The organism is Natronohydrobacter thiooxidans (genome assembly GCF_001884735.1).
Lineage (GTDB): Bacteria > Pseudomonadota > Alphaproteobacteria > Rhodobacterales > Rhodobacteraceae > Roseinatronobacter > Roseinatronobacter thiooxidans_A.
Genome location: NZ_MJAP01000034.1, coordinates 580716 through 599206, shown reverse-complemented (window position 1 = coordinate 599206; position 18491 = coordinate 580716). Strand labels below are relative to the sequence as shown.

Here is an 18491-nt window from a genome sequence, read left to right as displayed (position 1 = left end):
TTGACATCAATCATGGCTCGCGACAGCGTGCCGCGCATGTATTTTGCCTCTGACAACACCTCCGGCCTGCCCGGCCCCATCCTCGACGCGATCACCCGCGCCAATGAAGGCTATGCCTCGGGCTATGGCACCGACCCGCTGATGGACACCCTGCGCGCGCGCATCCGCGATCTGTTCGAGGCGCCTCAGGCCGAGGTCATGCTGGTCACGACCGGCACGGCGGCGAATGCGCTGGCGCTGGCCACGCTCTGCCCGCCCTGGGGGGCGATCTATTGTCAGGATCTGGCCCATATCGAGGTCGATGAATGCGGCGCGCCCGAATTCTACACTGGCGGCGCGAAGCTGGTGCATGTCACCGGCCCCGATGGCAAGATCGACGCGCAGGCCTTGCGCGACACGCTCACACGCTCCGGGCATGGGGTCGTGCATGCGGTGCAGCCCGCCGCCCTCAGCCTGACCAACCTGACCGAATGCGGCACGCGCTATTCCGTGGCAGAGATCACCGAACTGGCGCAGATCGCCCATGACCACGGCCTGCCCGTGCATCTGGACGGCGCGCGTTTTGTCAATGCGCTGGTCGCCGAGGGCTGCACGCCTGCCGAGATGTCATGGCGCGCGGGCGTCGATGTTCTGGTGCTGGGCGGCACGAAAAACGGGCTGATGGGGGTCGAGGCGGTGATCTTCTTCGACCCCGCCCGCTACTGGGAAGCGCAGCTGCGCCGCAAACGCGCGGGGCATCTGTGGTCGAAGCACCGCTTCCTGTCGGCGCAGATGCTGGCATGGATCGAAGCCGGATTGTGGCGCGACCTCGCACATCACGCCAATGAAATGGCCGCGCGGCTGGAGGCAGGTCTGGCGGGGCGGCTGATGTTCCCGCGCGGGGGCAATATGCTCTTTGCCACGCTTCCGCGCGACACTCATGCACGGCTGCAAGCGGCTGGCGCGCAATATTTCCTCTGGCCGGATCACCAGAATGACCCCGAGACGGTCTCGGCCCGGCTGGTCACGAGCTGGTCCACCCGCGCCGAAGATGTGGACCAGTTCCTGAGCCTGCTGGAATGACCGCACTCGCAGCCCCTCACCCCGCCCGCAGCCCTTCGCGATGCGCGGCCAGCCACCATGCCGTCAGCACCAAGGGGCCGTTCTGCGCCTCGCCGTTTCTGACCAGATCCATCAGCCGGTCGAAACTGATCACATGGCTGCGGATATCCTCGGCCTCGGTCTCCAGCCCCGAAACGCCCTCGGACCCGTCCGGCAGGTCGCAGAGCGCGACATAGTGATACAGATATTCGGTGATCGCTCCGGGCGAGGGATAGGCCCGGCCCACTGCGACCAGCCGATCCGTCTCCAGCGCGAGCCCGGTCTCTTCCTGCGCCTCGCGCAATGCCGCCGCATCGGGGGTCTCGAACGGGTCCACACGCCCGGCAATCGGCTCCAGTGACCACGGGTTCTGCACCCCGCGCAGCCAGGGGCCGAAACGGAACTGCTCGACCAGCATCACCCGGTCGCGTTGCGGATCATAGGGCAGCACGGTCACAGCATCGCTCATCACGAACCCCGCGCGCTTGACCACATCCGACAGGCTGTCATCGAAACGCCGGAAGCGCAGATCATCCTCGCGCACGCCGAAATACCAGGCATAGGGCTGGCGCGGCGTCTCCAGCGTCACATCCGCGCGCGTCCAGTCGCGGCGCAGGGTGGCCGGGGCGTCCTCGGCCCCGCCGCGCCGGACAGAGGCCGCATGCGACAGCGCCATGGGCCAGCGGGCCTGCAATGCCTCTGGCGGATGGGTTTCCGAGAGCAGCACCATTTCCGCGCAGGCCGCCATCAGGATCTCTGCGCGCGCCTCTGACCAGTCAGCATCGGGCCAGTCAGGACCGGGCCAGTCAGGTTTCAAGCACCCCAAAGCCTCGCGGCGAAAAATCGTAACCGTATCGCAATCCCCCAGAGCGCAAGGCACAGGCTCGGCCCCGAACAGCGCCTGCAATGCGGCGAGCCGCGCGGCTCCTCGGGCGTCCAGCCGGTAAACCGCGCCGGAAACAGCCGCAGCGGGCGCGGAAACCAGCACCGGCATCCCCGCAACCGGCGCGCATAGCCGGTGATCGGGCAAATCGACCATGCGAGCGGGCGCACCGGACATCCCCAATAGCGCCAGCATCTGCGGCGCAACCCAAGGGCCGGACAGAAAGACCGCGTTGCTCAATATTCGGTCCGCCGTGCTTCTGCGACGCGAAAGACTGTGGTCACGACCAGCGTGATGATCACGGAAATCCCCCCCAGAAGCACCATGAAATCTCGATCCAGCATCCGCGTCACATGCGCGATGGCGACCCCTATCACCCCCTGAAACGCATCACCGAAATCCTTGTAGCGCATGGCATAACCTTGGGTGAACGCGTCGTAGAACCCATAGAGAAACAGCGCCAGAAGCAGCGTCGCCAGATAGCCCTGAATGACCACGGTGAAGGCACGGAGATAAGAGCGGCCAATGCGCGGCCCGACAAAGGACCAGCCCACAAACCCCGCGACCACGGCCAGAAACAGGCTGCCCGCCATCAGCGATCGGGGCGGATCGTCAAACAGAAGCTGGTAGCGCAGGCCAAGAAAATAGGTCAGCGCGCCGAAAAGCACCATGGCGGCGAGGCGGGTCAGGGTGGGCATGTCTGGCCTTTGTTCTTGTCTGCTCTGGCCAGAGGATAGCCCCGCGCCGGGCTTTGCGCAATTCACCAGACCCGCAAGCGGCGTCGGGGCTCACGCAGTGTCGGGATGTTGCAACACCAGTTGCGTGACATCACAACTGCCGCTCGCAAAAGCCCCGGCGCAAGAGGTCAGGTAAAACTCCCACATCCGCTTGAAGCGCAGATCATAACCAAGTGCTGCGATCTCTGGCCAGCGGGCCTGAAATCTCGCATTCCAGCGGCGCAGGGTCTCGCTGTAACTTGCCCCGAAATCATGGGTGCAGACATAGCGCAACCCCTGCGCCTCGGCCACGCGGCGCACCGGGCCGGGCGCGCCCAGCATGCCACCGGGGAAGATGTATTTCTGTATGAAATCAACATGCTTTCGGTAGAAGCTGAAGCGCGCATCCGGCACCATGATGATCTGGATCACCGCTTTCGCGCCGGGTTTCAGCCGCTCCCGGACCGCCCGGAAATAGCGCGGCCAGTATTTTTCGCCCACCGCCTCGAACATCTCGATCGAGGCGATCCCGTCGAACTGCCCTTCGGTGTCGCGGTAATCCTGCAGGCGGATTTCAACCCGATCCGACAGCCCCAGCCGCGCCATGCGGGCAACTGCGTAATCGTGCTGCGCCCGGCTGATGGTCAGCCCCGTCACTCGCAGGCCGCGCCGGGCGGCGGCATATTCCGCAAATCCCCCCCAGCCGCAGCCGATTTCCAACACATGATCGCCCGGCCTCACTCCCATCCGGTCCACCATCGCGGCATATTTCGCCGCTTGCGCGGCCTCCAGCGTCTCGTTGCCGGTGGTGAAGATGCCCGAGGAATAGGTCATGCTCTCATCCAGCCATAACCCGTAGAAATCATTCCCCAGATCATAATGATAGCTGATATTCCTGCGCGCCTGCGCCCTTGAATTCGCGCGCCATGCGTGGCGCAGCCGCTCCAGCGCGCGCATGATCCGCATGCCCACCGCCGCGTCATAGACCGACGGGTTGTCGTCAGTGACCAGATCCATGAAGGCTTGCAGATCGGGCGTGGACCAGCCGCCCTCCATATAGGATTCGGCAAAACCCACATCCCCCTCGCGGATCAGCCGCGCGAAGAGGTCGGGGTCATGCACATGCAATTCCGCCGCATGCCCCGCTGCGGCCCCTTCCGCCCGGAAGCGCCGCCCATCGGGCAGCACGATATCCAGCCGCCCCCGGTTCAGCCGTTCCGCCCGCGCGAAAGCTTGCGTGAAATAGCGCGGCAGCGCCTGCTGACCACTCAGCGAGGTCAGGATCCCTGCCATCATCTGTGGCGGCTGCGCTGTGTCTGTCATCAGTCTCTGGTCCCTGTTGCGACCCTTTCGGGCCTGACTATCTGGTATGATAAGCCTCCAGCGCCCGCTTTCGACCCTCGGCCAGATCGACCAGCGGGGCGGGATAGGTCTGATCCCTTTTCATACCCCATTTCCGCGGGCAGGCGTCAAAAAACTGCAAGGCGCTCTCGGGCGGCGCTTCCGACAGTTCCGCCAGCCAGCGCCGCCGGTAGCGGGATTCGGGATCGAATTTCGCAGCCTGTGTGTCGGGGTTGAAGATGCGGAAATAGGGGCTCGCATCGGGGCCACAGCCCGCCACCCATTGCCAGCCCATCGCATTGGCCGCCGGATCCCAGTCCACCAGACATTCCGCAAACCACTCCAGCCCCACGCGCCAGTCGGTCAGCATATGTTTCGTCAGGTAGCTGCCCACCAGCATCCGCGCGCGGTTATGCATCCGCCCCGTCACATAGATCTCGCGCATGGCCGCATCCACCAGCGCGATCCCCGTGCGCCCCTGTTTCCAGCGCAGGCTGTCGGGGTTATCCTTTTGCCACGGGAAACCCTCCCACCCCTCGCGCCAGTTCCGCGTGGTGATATGGGGCGTGTGCCAGATCAGATGATAGGCAAATTCGCGCCAGACCAGCTCCTTGAGGAAGGTCTCGGCCCCCGCCTTGCCGCCCTGCAGCGCCCGCTGGCCTGCCTCCCAGAGCGCAAGCGGGCTGATCTCGCCATAGGTCAGGTTCTCCGACAGGCCCGAAGTCGCGTCCAGATCCATCCGGTCACGGTCGCGCCCATAGCCCTCGATCCCGTGGCGCATGAAGCCCGCCAGCCGCGCCTGCGCGGCCTCTTCCCCGAGATGCAGATAGCGCGCGACTACATCCGCCCCCCGACCCATCGCGCGGCCCAGTCCCCAGTTGGCCAGATCATCGCTTTCCGGCCATGCCTCCGGCACGCGCAAATCCTCCGGCGCAGGCAGCCGCGCCGCCACATCGCGCCCGCGCACCGCCTTCCAGAAGGGCGTATAGACCTGATAGAACCCGCCCTGCCCGGTCGCGACCTCCCAGGGCTCGAACAGCAGATGACCGGGAAAGCTGCGCGCCTCAATGCCCTGCGCCGTCAGCGCAGCTTTTACCGCCTTGTCACGCGCGATCTGCACGGGGTCATATTGCCGCCCCCACCAGACCGCCGTCGCACCCGTCTCGGCGATCAGCGCCTGCAACGCCGCCAGAGCATCGCCGCGCCGCAGGATCAGCCGCGCGCCGATCCCCTCCAGCCGCTGCGCAAATGCCTCGACCCCCAAGCCCAGCCGCCATTTCGGCGCCGCCCCCAGCCCCTCGACAACCTGATCACAAAGAAACACCGGGATCACCGGACGACCAGAGGCCGCGGCCGCAGTGAATGCAGGATGATCGCTCAGGCGCAGATCGCGCCGGAACCAGAGCAGGATCGGGGCAGTGTCAGACAAATTCCGGCGCCTTGCTTGCTGTTACAAGACGCGATCTAGTGCCGATATCAGCTGGTCAAGATCTTCGCGGCGGGTGTAATGCACAAAAGACACCCGCAGCACCCCATGCGCCGGGTCCACCCCCTGCCCCTGCAGCGCGCGATTGGCGTAGAAACTGCCACCCCCCGCCATGATGCCCAGCGGCGCCAGCGCTGCCGCCAGATCATGACCCGGGCGCGCATGCGACAGCGCCACGGTCGGCGCCCGCGCCGCCGCCTGCGTTGGTCCCAGCAACCGCAGATCATTGCGCCCGCCCAGATGATCCAGCAGCGGCTGCAACAGCGCGGTTTCATGGCCCCGCATCAGATCATGCACCCGCGCGGCGCGGGTTTTCGGATCGGCCTTGTCCTGCGGAAAATGATGACCATGCAGCGCATCGATATAATCCGCCATCCCCGCACAGGCCGCGATCTGCGCATGATCCGGGCCTGCGGGCGTGAAGCGTTTATACAGCACATCGGCGTTGAAATAATGCGCCTGATTGGGCAGCGCCTCGCCAAGCGCACGCCGGATCACCATCAGCCCCTGATGCGGCCCATAGGTCTTGTAGGCCGAAAACAGATAGATATCCGCCCCCAGCGCGCCCACATCCGGCAGCCCATGCGGCGCATAGGACACCCCGTCCACGCAGGAATAGATCCCCGCCCCGCGCAGCCGCGTGCAGATCTCGGCCACCGGATTGATCTCGCCCACCACATTCGAGCAATGCGGAAAACACACCAGCCGCACCCGCTCATCCACCAGCCCCCACAGGCTTTCAGGGTCCAGATGCCCGGTCAGCGGGTCGATGGTCCATTCGCGAATCTCGATCCCGCGCGCGGCCAGACGCCGCCATGGCCCGGAATTGGCCTCATGGTCCTGATCGGTGACGATGATCGCATCCCCCGGTTTCAGCCAGTCCCCGAAAGCCTGCGCCAGCACATAGGTATTGGCCGTGGTCGAGGGGCCGAAACTCAGCTCATCCGTCTCGACCCCCATCATCGCCGCCAGACGCAGGCGCGCCTCGTCCATCTCTGCCCCGGCCAGACGCGACGCTTCATAAGGCGCATAGGGCTGGACCTTGCGCTGGTGGTAATAGCGCATCAGCCGGTCAATCACCGGCTTGCAGGTATAGGATCCGCCTGCATTTTCGAAAAACGCCTGTCCTTGCAGGCTGGGTTCAGCAAAGGCGGGGAATTGGGCGCGGACGAAATCAAGGTCCAGCTTGGGCATGTCATCTCCGGGGGCTGTTGTCGCGTCAGAGTGCGAAAGCCCGCCCGCGGGTGCAAGGCCCAAATGTCAGCTTGTGCCCAGAATGATGCGGACGTAATCCTGCGTCTCGCGGAAAGGCGGAATGCCGTTGTGCCGCTCGACCGCGGCGGGACCGGCATTATAGGCCGCCAGCGCCAGCCTCCAGTCGCCGAATTTGTCAAACATCATGCGCAGATAGCGCGCGCCACCTTCGAGATTCTGCTGCGGGTCGCTGGGATCGACACGCAGCAATTCCGCCGTGCCCGGCATCAGCTGCGCCAGCCCGATCGCGCCCTTATGCGACACCGCAGACGGGTTCCAGCGGCTTTCCTGATGCACCAGCCGCAGGAACAGATCCTCGGGGATATTGTGCTTGCGCGCCGCCGCCCGCGCCACCTCGATATAGGCGCCGCGATAATTGCCGGAATAGCGCGGAATGGCCGCCTGCGCGGCGGCAGTTCGCGCTTCCGCATTGGGCAAGAGCCGCGCCGAGGCGGAATATTGCTCGGACATCCGCCCGTCAATCACCCGGCTGGCCGCGCGCATACTGTCCAGCCGCGAGGTCGTGCCACTGCTCGACAGGCTCAGCCCCTGCGCAACGCTGCTCTGCGCCGAGAGGCACAGGGCGAGAACAGAGCAGATAGCCCGGCCTTTGCGCATGATGATGTGACCTGTCCCTTTTTGACCGGATGCTTATACGCGCAGATGAGAGATTTTTCCAGTCCCCGCGACAGGTTTGCGCCCTCCTCGGATGGTGCCCCGGGAAAGCACGCGCGCTTGGCCCTTCTCAACCACTTCTTTACCCTGATATGCTGATGTGACAGCAAGGGCGCGCGACAGCCTGCGGATTCGCAGGATGCGCCACAAGTTTCACAGGGGGCCCTATGGCAGGATCGGTAAACAAGGTCATTCTCATCGGCAATCTGGGGCGTGACCCGGAAGTGCGCACATTTCCCGATGGCGGCAAGATCTGCAATCTGCGCATCGCCACATCCGAGCAATGGCGCGACCGCGCCACGGGCGAGCGCAAGGAACGCACCGAATGGCACAATGTCGTTCTGCGCGGCGAGGGGCTTGTGCGCGTGGCCGAGCAATATCTGAAAAAGGGCTCGAAAGTCTATGTCGAGGGCACGCTGCAGACCCGCAAATGGCAGGACCAGAGCGGTCAGGACCGCTATTCGACCGATGTGGTCGTCGCGGGCATGGGCAGCACGCTGACCATGCTTGACGGGCGCGGCGAGGGCGGCGGCGGTTCCGGCGGCGGCTCCGGCGGCAGTGGCGGTGGCTATGACCGCGATCAGGGCTATTCCTCCAGCTATGGCGGCTCCGCCCCCGCAGGCCGTGCTGATATGGATGACGAAATCCCGTTCTGAGCCGATGCTTGACGGCATGGCGCGACCGCGCTAAAGGTCGCGCCGATGCGGGTGTAGCTCAATGGTAGAGCAGCAGCTTCCCAAGCTGAATACGAGGGTTCGATTCCCTTCACCCGCTCCAATCCCGCTGAAACTTGCAGATACCGGCGTGAAATCAGCTTTGATGGCACCTGTTTGCGCAATCATTGCGCCCCGCTTGCGCTATCTCCATTGTTTTGCCCCGTTGCGCGGATTAACCCTGCCCGAAAACACCAACCGGACAGGAGCAGCCCATGCGCGCAACCCGCATCGTTCAGAAAATCCTCAGCCACTACGAATCCGACACTCCCGGCGTGAAGGCCAATCTGTGCCGCATGCTGATGCAGGGCAAGCTGGGCGGCACCGGCAAGATGATCATCCTGCCGGTCGATCAGGGGTTCGAGCATGGCCCCGCGCGCACTTTTGCGCCCAACCCCGCCGCCTATGACCCGCATTATCATTTCCAGCTTGCCATTGATGCCGGGCTGAACGCCTATGCTGCGCCTCTGGGCATGATCGAGGCAGGCGCCGATACATTCGCAGGCCAGATCCCCACCATCCTGAAAGTGAACTCCGCCAATTCGCTGATGTCGGAAACGGCTGGCAAGAATCAGGCGATCACGGGCTCAGTGGATGATGCGCTGCGGCTCGGCTGTTCGGCCATCGGCTTCACCATCTATCCCGGCTCGGACTGTGCGCTGGACATGTTCGAGGAAATCTCGGCCATGCGCGAAGAAGCCGCCGCCAAGGGCGTGGCCACCGTGATCTGGTCCTATCCGCGCGGCGAGGCGATCACCAAGGATGGCGAGACCGGCATCGATGTAGCCGCCTATGCCGCGCAGATCGCGGCCCTTCTGGGGGCGCATATCATCAAGATCAAACTCTCGACCGATCACCTGATGCTGCCCGAGGCGAAAAAGGTCTATGAGGATCAGCAGATCGATATCGCCAGCCAGGCCGCGCGGGTGAAACATTGCATGCAGTCGAGCTTCAACGGGCGCCGGATCGTTGTCTTCTCGGGCGGGGCCAAGAAAGGCGCGGATTCGGTCTATGACGATGCCCGCGCGATCCGCGACGGCGGCGGCAATGGCTCGATCATCGGGCGCAACAGCTTCCAGCGTGACCGCGACGAGGCGCTGGCGATGCTGGCCAAACTGGTCGATATCTATAAGGGCAAGGCATAAGCTGACCCGTAAGGTGCGTGGTCACCACGCACCTTACCCCACCCCCCTTGCGCTTCTCTCTTCTGGCCTCTAAATGTTATATTATCACATAACATGGAGTCGCCAGATGTCGCACCACGACGCCCGCCTGCCTGTCACCGTCCTCTCCGGCTTTCTTGGCGCGGGCAAGACCACGCTCCTTAATCATGTGCTGAACAATCGCGAGGGGCGGCGCGTCGCGGTGATCGTGAATGATATGTCCGAAGTGAATATCGACGCCGATCTGATCGCCGCCGGTGTGGATTTCAAGCGCGGCGAGGAAAAGCTGGTCGAGATGTCCAATGGCTGCATCTGCTGCACCCTGCGCGACGATCTGCTGGCCGAAGTCCGGCACCTGGCCGCCGAGGGCCGCTTTGATTACCTGCTGATCGAATCCACCGGCATTTCCGAACCCCTGCCGGTTGCCGCGACCTTTGAATTCCGTGACGAGGCGGGCGAGAGCCTGATGGATGTCGCCCGCCTCGACACGATGGTGACAGTGGTCGATGCGGTCAATCTGCTGCAGGATTTTTCCAGCCATGATTTTCTGGCGGATCGGGGCGAGACTCTGGGCGCGGAAGATGAGCGCACGCTGGTCAATCTTCTGACCGATCAGATCGAATTTGCCGATGTGATCGTGCTTAACAAGGTCTCGGATGCGGGCCCCGAGCGCGTGGATGCCGCGCGCAAGATCATCAAGGCGCTGAACCCCGATGCAAAACTGATCGAGGCCGACCAGTCCCGCGTGCCCGCGGACGAGATTTTCGACACCGGCCTTTTTGATTTCGACACTGCGCATGAACACCCGCTCTGGGCCAAGGAACTTTACGGTTTCGCCGATCATGTACCCGAGACCGAGGAATATGGCGTCTCCAGCTTCGTCTATCGCGCGCGCCGTCCCTTCCACCCGGCCAAGGTGCATGATCTGCTCAACGGCCCCCTGCCCGGCGTGATCCGCGCCAAGGGACATTTCTGGCTCGCCACACGCCCCAATTGGGTGGCCGAGTTTTCGCTGGCTGGCGCGATTTCCAGTGTGGCCCCTCTGGGCGGCTGGTGGGCCGCGATCCCGCAGGAACGCTGGCCCGATCACCCCGAGGCGCAGGCGAAGATGCGCGAGAACTGGGTCGAGCCCTGGGGCGACCGGCGGCAGGAACTGGTCTTCATCGGTGCGGGCATGGACCGTGATGCGCTGACAGCAGCGCTGGATGCCTGCCTGATCACGGCTGACAGTTTCACGCCCGAAGCTTGGGCGGGTCTTGCCGACCCCTTCCCGCGCTGGGGCCAGCGCAAGGCCGCATAAGCCCCATGCGCCGCAACCTCTCGACCAGCCTGAAACACCGCCGCGCCAGCCCCATGGCGCGGCATGACCGCCTGCCGCGCGAGCTGCGCCTGTGGCTCGCGCAGGCGGCGCTACCCTGGAGCGCGCAATCCGCCCTCAAGCTCTGGCAACGCGCCCTGCGCGAGGCGCGGGGCGATACGCGCGCAGCCCAGGCGATCCTGAGCCGGATCGAAGCGCGGCTGATCGCCCGCGATGCGGCACAGGTCTGGGGCGCGGGCCATCCCGCCGCACTCAGCGCCTGAGTCGCGCCAGCAGATCCGCATTGACATAACCATCCGGCGGCAGGCCATTGGCGCGCTGCCATGCCTGCACAGCCGCAACCGTGGCAGGCCCCAGCCGCCCGTCGATCCCCGCCGTGTCATATCCCAGCGCGTTCAGACGGCGCTGCAATTCCGTGCGCTCGGACAGGCTTAGCGCCCGGTCGCCGCGCGGCCATTGCCCCCGCAATGGCCCTGCCCCGCGCAGCCGGTCCGACAGATGCCCCAGCGCCAGCACATAGGCATCCGAGATATTATATTCCTTCAGCACATCGTAATTGCCATAGGCCAGAAACGCCGGTCCCCGCGCCCCGCCCGGCAGGATCAGCCGCGACGCACCCGGAGCGATGGAGCCGGAGGCCGCGCGCAGCCCCGCCCGGCCCCAAGCCTCTGCCGATTGGCGCTGGCCGGTCAGGTTCAGGTCAAACCCCGCAGGCAGCACCACCTCGACCGCCCAGGGCTGGCCACGCACCCAACCGCGCCGCGCAAGATAATTCGCCGCCGAGGCCAGCGCATCCGCCGGGTCATCCGACCACAGATCGCGCCGCCCGTTGCCAGTGAAATCCACCGCATAGGCCAGATAGCTCGACGGCATGAATTGCGTATGCCCGAAAGCCCCGGCCCATGAGCCGATCATCGCACCCGGCGCGATATCGCCCGCCTGCACGATCTTCAGCGCATCGATCAGCTGCCCCTCGAAAAACGCGCCGCGCCGCCCGTCCTTGGCCAGCGTCGCCAGTGTCGAAAGTGTCGAAACCCGGCCCCGATCCGCCCCGTAAGAGGTCTCGATCCCCCAGATCGCAACCACCACTTCGGGCGGCACACCATAGCGCCCCTCGATCCGCGATAGCACCCCTTCCCGCGCGCGCAGGGCGGCCTGCCCCTGCGAAATCCGCGCGGGCGTGACCGAACTGTCCATATATTCCCAGACCCGCGCGCCGAACTCGCTCTGCCGCCCGTCCAGCGCAACCGTCGCGGGCAGGTGCTGCATATGCGGACGCGCCCGCGCCAGCGTCGCCTCGCTCACACCGGCATTGCGGGCGCGTGTGGCAAAGCCCGACATCCATGTATCAAAACTGCCCGTCGCCCGCGCAGTCACCCCGGCCTCGGCCCGTGGCTCGGGGCGCGGCGAGGTCTCGACATTCGCCGCCACACAGCCCGGCAGCAACAGACAGAAAAACACGACAACAGAACGGCGCATCAGATCCCCTCGTTTCATGCGCGCCATGCTAGCCGCACCCCCGTCCCGAACCAAGCCCCCAATACTGCCCCCCCCCGCCGGCGGGATTGTTGCCGAATATGACCTCTGCATGCCCTGTCCACGGACAGAAAAGAGGGCAGCGCCTGCCTGGGTAGGCGCTTTTGCGCTGCGGGGAGGTCTGGAGGGGCATCTATTAGCCCGCAACACTGCGCTACTTTGTGACGTCTGAAGCGCCTGCCGGGGGGCAGGCAGGCGCTGCCCGGCGGTGCCGGGCGGGCATTATGGCTGCGGTGGTGCACTATGCAGAAGTCGCATATACGTCGCAACCTGTTGTAACATTTGAAATAAATAGAGTGCCGCGCCGATGGCATCCTCATGCATTCGCGCCCGCCAGCGCAGTCGCCATCCTCATTTCTGTTTGGTGAGCCAAATTATGCAGAGCTGTTGCCGAATATGAAACGCAGTCCTTAACACTGGCCTGTCCCTCGGCTACTATCGGGCAAAACACCAGAATAATCAGGGGTGAGCAGTGCCATGTATCTGTCCAGACGTTCCACAATCCTCGGGCTATCCGCCCTGTCGCTTTCGGCCTGCATGGGCGGAGGCGTGCCGATGAGCACACCCACCGCGCGCGCCGCACCGATGCGGGCAGAGCGCAATCCCGCCTTTGATGCGTGGAAATCCCAGTTCCGGGGCCGCGCGATTTCCGCAGGCATCCCGGCAAATGTCGTCGATCCGGCGCTGAACGCGGCGGGATTCCTGCCTGATGTGATCGCCCGCGACCGCCGCCAGACCGAATTCACCCGCACATTCGAGGATTACATTCAGGGCATCGTCGCCTCGGATGAGCGCATCGCAGCGGGCCGCGCCGCCCTCTCGCGCCACAATGCAACCCTGCGCGCCATCGAGGCACGCTACGGGGTCGAGGCCGAAGTCGTCACCGCCGTCTGGGGGCTGGAATCGCGCTACGGCACGGAACGCGGCGATATCCCGGTCATCTCTGCCACCGCGACTCTGGCTTTTGACGGACGGCGCGGCGCGTTTTTCGAATCCCAGCTTCTCGCCGCCCTGCGCATCCTGCAACGCGGAGATACCAGCCTCGCCAATCTGCGCGGGTCATGGGCGGGTGCGATGGGCCATACCCAGTTCATCCCGACCACCTATCAGGATTACGCGGTCGATTTCACCGGCAATGGCCGTCGCGATATCTGGTCCGACGATCCCGCCGATGGTCTGGCCTCTGCGGCGAATTACCTGTCGCGCATGGGCTGGCGGCGTGGTGCGCCCTGGGGCGTGGAAGTGCGCCTGCCCGAAGGGTTCAACACCGGGCTGGCCGGACGCGGCAGCACGCGCTCTGTGGGCGAATGGGCGGGGCTGGGCCTCCGCGACATGGACGGGCGCAACCCGCCCGATCACGGCGCCGCCTCGCTGATCCTGCCGGACGGGCCGCGCGGTCCGGCTTTTCTGGTGTTCCAGAATTTCCGCACCATCCTGCGCTACAACAACTCGGAATTCTACGCCATCGGCATTGGCCATCTCTCGGACCGCATCGCCGGGCGCGGGCCGATCCGGGGCAATTTCCAGCCCGACCGCCATGGGCTGCGCGTGGGCGACCGGCAAGAGCTTCAGCGCCTGCTGACGCGCGCGGGCTTTGACACCCAGGGCGCAGATGGCGTGATCGGCCCCAATTCCGAATCCGCGATCCGCGCCTATCAGCAAGCGCGCGGCCTGCCCGTCACCGGCCAGCCCTCGCGCGCGCTTCTGGACATGCTGCGCAGCCGGGCCTGAACAAGCCCTGCGCGCGATCAGAACCTGTTCGCGCGCAGCACTTCGCAATCGGTCACACAGACCACGCCGATATGGCGCTCCAGCAGGCCAAAGGCCGCTTCAAGCAGCGCATCCAGCCGTTCGGGGCGGATGATACAGACCACGACCACCATCCCGGCGGCGCGTGTGACCTGCCCCTCACGGCTCCAGCGCCCGGACCGGCCAGAGCCGCCCATGACCGGCAGCACGGTAAACCCCGTCACTTCGGCGCGCTCCAGCGCAGCCGTCAGCCGCTGCTCCATGACCGCCTCGATGGTGATTTCCACCCGCTTTGCCTTATGCGTCTGCATCTGTTCAGCTTCCTCCGGTGACAGTCTGCGCGAGGGCCAGATAAATGGGGATCCCCAGAACCAGATTGAAGGGGAAGGTGACGCCAAGCGCAAGGGTCAGATAGACCGCCGGATTGGCTTCGGGCAGCGCCACCCGCATCGCCGCCGGAACCGCGATATACGAGGCCGAGGCCGCGAGCACCATCATCAGCATCACGCCTCCGGTTGACAGCCCGATCAGCAGCGCTGCCGCCATGCCCAATGTCGCGCCCGAAAGCGGCATCACGACTCCAAACAGGATCAGGCCGGGGCGCAACAGCCCCCGCGTCTGGCGCAGTCCACGCCCCGCAACCAGCCCCATATCCAGCAGAAACAGACACAGAATGCCCAGAAACGGTGCAACGATAAAGGCTTCGATCTTGGCCATGCCCTGCTCGCCGGTGATCACCCCGATGGCAAAGGCGCCGACCAGAAGCACGATAGAGCCATTCAGCAAGATCTCACGCATCAGCCCGGAATCGACCGCCTCATCGCTTCTGCCGCCACCCGCGCGCGCGACCAGCCAGAGCGCGGACAGGATCGCAGGCGCCTCCATGGCAGCGGCGACCGCCACCATATAGCCCTCGAAAGCAATCCCGGCGGTGGTGAGAACGGAACTTGCCGCGACGAATGTGACAATCGAGATCGACCCGTAATGCGCGGCAACTGCTGCGGCATCGATAACCGAAAGCGTGCTCATCACCCGCAGCAGCGCGAAAGCGATCAGCGGCAACAGGAATGACAGCACCACGCCCGCGATGATCGTCAGAATCAGCCCGGCATCGACCCCATGCGCCGAGACACTGACCCCGCCCTTGAAGCCGATCGCCAGCAGAAGATAGAGCGACAGCCCCTTCGCAACCGCTTCGGGCACGCTCAGATCAGAGCGCGCGAAAGCCGCTGACAGACCGAGGACGAAAAACAGGATGGCCGGAGAAATCAGATTCTGCGCCGCAAGCTCAAGAATGTTCATCAACAGCCCCCGAAGTTGATGCTGCAACCGCAGCATTTCCGTGCCGCGCATCGTTGCGGCAGAAAACCGGCGCTGACAAGAGCAAACCGCGCAAGGCACGCGCAATAACCCGCCACGGGGCGACAGCTATGGCATTATCCCGGTCGGACAGATTGGAACTGGTGCCGCTGAAGGGACTCGAACCCCCGACCCCATCATTACGAATGACGTGCTCTACCAGCTGAGCTACAGCGGCCACCTGCGGCGCTCTTTAGCACCGGTTCTCAAGGGCTACCAGCCCTTTCAGGCGGATTTTTTCGCTTCCTCCTGCGCAATGTCATCCTCTGCCTCGACGCTGGCCTCGACCACATCCGCCTCGGGCGCAACAGGCGCCGAGAGCTTGCCCACGATGATCGGCAGAAGCTCGGTCTGGGTGGCGGAAGGGCCGGAACTGTCCGGCGCATCGCGCCATTCCAGCGTGTCGAAGGCCCCGCATTGATCGCAGATCGCCTGCCATGTGGCATGCACATGCTGGCATTTCGAGCAGACCCATTGCGGGCCGCGATTGGCCGTCAGCGCCTTGGCCAGCCAGCCGCGCACCACTGCGTCATCCGCCCCTTCGCCGCGCTCGATCGCGGCCATGATCGTCAGCGACCGGACCGTAGGCGCGCGCTCATAGAGATCCCCCAGCGCGCGGCGCGCAGCGGGGAAATCCTCGGCGGCGATCAGCATTTCCGCGCGCAGGAGCTTGCTTTCATCAGCATCGGGCGCCTGTCGCAGCAGCTTCTCGAAACGCGCGATCCGCTGGCGCGGGGTCTCGTCGGGTTCGATCGCGGCGAATGCTGCCGCCAGTTCAGGATGCGGCTGCGATTTCCACGCCTTCTTGATCACCCCTGCCGCATAGCTGCCCTTGTTCTGCGCCACCAGCGCCTGCGCGGCGGCGACAGCAGCCGGGATCAGATCGGGCGAGAGGCGGTTGGCCTCGATGGCCACTTCGCGCGCGCGGTTCAGATCGCCCGCCGCCGCCAGCGCATCGGCATCCTGCAGCGCCAGAATCGCATCGCGCCTGCGCCAGACATCGCGCGGCAACGTGCCCGAGGCTTTCTTGAGCATCAGCGTCTTGCGCGCCCCTGCCCAGTCCTCGGCCTCGGTCTGCATCTGCAACAACGTGTTCTGCGTCTCTTCATGGGCGGGCTGCATGTCCAGCGCCTTTTGCGCAAGCGCGCGCGCCTTCTCCATCTCGCCCTGTGCAATCTTGGCGCGGATCAACCCCTGCACGGCGACGAAACGGCTGCGGTTATCCTCCAGCAGAAGCTTGTAGCGTTCGATGGCAAGCGTCTGATTGCCCTTCATTTCCGCAGCCTGCGCCACCAGAAGATTGGTCATGATGGGCCGGTTCAGCAGCTTGTCGGCCTTCTCGGCCTTGGCGATGGCCATCTTGCCGTCACCCTCGGCCTGCGCGATCATCGACAGCAACAGCGCATCCAGCCCGCGTTTCTCGCGATTACGGCTGAAATAGCGCCGCACGGCGGTTTCATCGCCATTCATGAAGCGCAATAGCGCGACAAGCAGCCCAAGCAGTTTCAGCACCAGCCAGACCGCAACCAGAAGCGCGGCCAGCACCCCCAGCGCCATCAACGGGCTGAGCACATATTCCATGTCGAAGACGCGCAGTTCGATGGTCTGGCGGCTGTCCATCAACTGCCCCAGGCCAAAGGCCAGCGCGATCACGATTGCGACAAACAGAAGGATCTTGATCAAAGTCCAAAGCATCAGGGATATCCTTACTGAGTCGAAAGCGTGGTGGCGAAAGTCTCGAACTCCGCCTCGGCATCATGACGGGCCTGCGCGGCGCGGCGCCAGTCCTGCATCGCCACAAGGGCCGGTTCCGGCAGCGCATCCAGTTCCATCAGGGCCGTATCAAGCGCGCCCGCCTCCAGCGCAGCCGCAGCGCGCGAGAGCACCGCATCGGGATCATCGCCCTCGCGCGGGGTGGTCGAACGCGCGCCCACCTGTGCGCGCAGGAAATTCGTGATCCTCTCGCCCGCAGTCTCGGCGGGCATGTCCTGCAGTGCCGCACGCAGCCCCGCGCGGGCCGCTTCCGGGAAGCTGTCCTGCAGCGCCTCAAGCGTCGGCACACCGCCGGGCGCATGGGTTGCAAGCGTATCAGGCACCGTGACCCCGGCCTCGCGCAGCAGCGACAGCGCGTCGGGATAGGCGCCCCCGCTGTTCAGCGCCGCGCGCAGCATGTCCAGCCCGGCGCGCGCCAATGCCGTATCAAGCGCTGTCTCGGCGGCAGTCAGGCGGTTCTCGGCCAGATCGCGCAGCTCGGCAAGCTCGTCCTGCAAGGCGCTGATGCGGGTATCGCGCGCCGCCAGATCGGCCTCGAAACCGTCAAGACGCGCCGCTGTCTCCGACAGGTCCGATCTCAGCCCGTCAAGCCGGTCCAGAACTGCAGGATCGACCGCTCCGGCCTCATCCTGCGCGAATTCCGCCCGCAGCGCATCGATTTCCGCCGCGATCTGCCCTGCGACGTCAAGCGAGTCGGTTGCCGCGTCCGGGTCACCCAAAGCAGCGCGCAACTCCGCGAGTTCCGCTTCCAGAGCGGTCAGGTCGGGCGCTGCGGCCAGTTCCGCGCGCAATTCGGTGATTTCAGCCTGCAAGGCGGCAATCTCGGGCGCTTGCCCGCCCGCGTCCTGCGACAGCAGGTAATGCGCGCCGAACCCGATGCCACCTGCAACGACACCTCCCAGAAGCATCGGCAAGAACCCGCCTTTGCCCGAGGCGGGTGGCGATGGCGGTGCTGTGAGGGGCGGGGTCGTGCTGGCCGGGCTGTCCTGATCCGGGCCGACAATCGGCGCAGTGCCAGGTTCGGAATCACTATCGGCGGGCTGACCAGAAGGGTCAGAAAGGATCGTCGCGCTGTCAGACCGGCCCTCAATGCTGTCTACGCCTATGCCGGGGATTTGCGGCGCGCCGGGCTCTGCGTCAGATATCGCTTCCGGGGGCACCGGGTTTTGCGTGTCGGTATCGGCAGCGGGGACAGGCGCATCCGGGGTTTGGGCGGCAGCGTCGCGCCCCGCGCTTTCAGGGGCAGAGGTTCCGTCTCCGTCAGGGTCGAATGTCTCGGGCGTCTGGCGCGACGCGTCCTCCGTGCCCGGCGGCGTCAGGGGAGGTTCTGTCCCGGCCTTCGCAGCAACATTGCTCTCATCGGTTGCCGGGCCAGACCCGGCCTTGGAATTCCTGCCTGTTGTCTTTCGCGCCAAACCTTTTCCCCCAAAAACCGATCTGCCGCA

At 65.0% G+C, this 18491-nt stretch carries 17 protein-coding genes and 2 tRNA genes; 7 read left to right on the top strand and 12 right to left on the bottom strand.

Annotated elements, in window-relative coordinates; genetic code table 11:
• Positions 1–12 precede the first annotated feature (12 nt).
• On the top strand, positions 13–1062 hold the full coding sequence (locus BG457_RS17560) for a threonine aldolase family protein (protein WP_245771033.1): 1050 nt from the start codon (positions 13–15) through the stop codon (positions 1060–1062).
• Positions 1063–1078: 16 nt separating this feature from the next.
• Here BG457_RS17560 and BG457_RS17555 read toward each other — a convergent pair whose 3' ends face one another.
• The 6 genes from BG457_RS17555 to BG457_RS17530 form a co-directional block, all read right to left on the bottom strand.
• On the bottom strand, positions 1079–2203 hold the full coding sequence (locus BG457_RS17555; RefSeq protein ID WP_084657703.1) for an NUDIX domain-containing protein: 1125 nt from the start codon (positions 2201–2203) through the stop codon (positions 1079–1081).
• A complete protein-coding gene (locus BG457_RS17550; protein ID WP_071798962.1) occupies positions 2200–2661 on the bottom strand; it encodes a TrgA family protein in 462 nt (153 codons plus the stop codon). The genes BG457_RS17555 and BG457_RS17550 overlap by 4 nt, the downstream gene beginning before the upstream one ends.
• 90 nt (positions 2662–2751) lie before the next feature.
• Positions 2752–4002, bottom strand: coding sequence for an SAM-dependent methyltransferase (locus BG457_RS17545; protein ID WP_245771032.1), 1251 nt, complete (start codon positions 4000–4002; stop codon positions 2752–2754).
• A 37-nt stretch (positions 4003–4039) separates the two neighbouring features.
• Positions 4040–5449 carry a cryptochrome/photolyase family protein gene (locus BG457_RS17540; protein WP_071798960.1) on the bottom strand — a complete coding sequence of 470 codons (1410 nt, stop codon included), beginning with the start codon at positions 5447–5449 and terminating at the stop codon, positions 4040–4042.
• 21 nt (positions 5450–5470) lie between these two features.
• Positions 5471–6700 (bottom strand): aminotransferase class V-fold PLP-dependent enzyme, encoded by a 1230-nt coding sequence (locus BG457_RS17535; RefSeq protein ID WP_071798958.1) that lies wholly within the window; start codon positions 6698–6700, stop codon positions 5471–5473.
• Positions 6701–6766: 66 nt separating this feature from the next.
• The gene (locus BG457_RS17530) at positions 6767–7378 is read right to left on the bottom strand and encodes a lytic transglycosylase domain-containing protein (protein ID WP_071798956.1); all 612 of its coding nucleotides are present in this window, start codon (positions 7376–7378) and stop codon (positions 6767–6769) included.
• A gap of 224 nt (positions 7379–7602) precedes the next feature.
• Here BG457_RS17530 and ssb point away from each other — a divergent pair, with 224 nt between their 5' ends.
• The 5 genes from ssb (at position 7603) to BG457_RS17505 (ending at position 10892) form a co-directional block, all read left to right on the top strand.
• Positions 7603–8091: a single-stranded DNA-binding protein gene (ssb, locus tag BG457_RS17525; protein WP_071798954.1), complete on the top strand. Its 489-nt coding sequence runs from the start codon at positions 7603–7605 to the stop codon at positions 8089–8091.
• A gap of 47 nt (positions 8092–8138) precedes the next feature.
• Positions 8139–8212: transfer RNA gene (locus tag BG457_RS17520), tRNA-Gly, on the top strand.
• 151 nt (positions 8213–8363) lie between these two features.
• Positions 8364–9293 carry a class I fructose-bisphosphate aldolase gene (locus BG457_RS17515; protein ID WP_071798952.1) on the top strand — a complete coding sequence of 310 codons (930 nt, stop codon included), beginning with the start codon at positions 8364–8366 and terminating at the stop codon, positions 9291–9293.
• A 106-nt stretch (positions 9294–9399) separates the two neighbouring features.
• A complete protein-coding gene (gene zigA / locus BG457_RS17510) occupies positions 9400–10611 on the top strand; it encodes a zinc metallochaperone GTPase ZigA (protein ID WP_071798950.1) in 1212 nt (403 codons plus the stop codon).
• A gap of 5 nt (positions 10612–10616) precedes the next feature.
• The gene (locus tag BG457_RS17505) at positions 10617–10892 is read left to right on the top strand and encodes a DUF6525 family protein (RefSeq protein ID WP_071798949.1); all 276 of its coding nucleotides are present in this window, start codon (positions 10617–10619) and stop codon (positions 10890–10892) included.
• On the opposite strand, the gene BG457_RS17500 is transcribed toward BG457_RS17505, so the two are convergent.
• A complete protein-coding gene (locus BG457_RS17500; protein ID WP_071799290.1) occupies positions 10882–12108 on the bottom strand; it encodes a lytic murein transglycosylase in 1227 nt (408 codons plus the stop codon). The genes BG457_RS17505 and BG457_RS17500 overlap by 11 nt on opposite strands.
• Before the next feature lie 534 nt (positions 12109–12642).
• Here BG457_RS17500 and BG457_RS17495 point away from each other — a divergent pair.
• Complete coding sequence (locus BG457_RS17495; protein ID WP_071798947.1) at positions 12643–13896, top strand: lytic murein transglycosylase; 1254 nt, start codon at positions 12643–12645, stop codon at positions 13894–13896.
• Between the two features lie 17 nt (positions 13897–13913).
• Here BG457_RS17495 and BG457_RS17490 read toward each other — a convergent pair whose 3' ends face one another.
• From BG457_RS17490 to BG457_RS17470, 5 genes are all read right to left on the bottom strand, one after another.
• Entirely contained in the window at positions 13914–14225 is a 312-nt protein-coding gene (locus tag BG457_RS17490) for a P-II family nitrogen regulator (protein ID WP_071798945.1), read from the bottom strand.
• 4 nt (positions 14226–14229) lie between these two features.
• Entirely contained in the window at positions 14230–15216 is a 987-nt protein-coding gene (locus tag BG457_RS17485; RefSeq protein ID WP_425434937.1) for a sodium-dependent bicarbonate transport family permease, read from the bottom strand.
• Between the two features lie 159 nt (positions 15217–15375).
• Positions 15376–15451: transfer RNA gene (locus BG457_RS17480), tRNA-Thr, on the bottom strand.
• 47 nt (positions 15452–15498) lie between these two features.
• The gene (locus BG457_RS17475) at positions 15499–16968 is read right to left on the bottom strand and encodes a heme biosynthesis protein HemY (protein ID WP_071798943.1); all 1470 of its coding nucleotides are present in this window, start codon (positions 16966–16968) and stop codon (positions 15499–15501) included.
• A gap of 11 nt (positions 16969–16979) precedes the next feature.
• Positions 16980–18461, bottom strand: a complete 1482-nt coding sequence (locus tag BG457_RS17470; RefSeq protein ID WP_139257824.1) for a hypothetical protein — start codon at positions 18459–18461, stop codon at positions 16980–16982.
• Positions 18462–18491 lie beyond the last annotated feature (30 nt).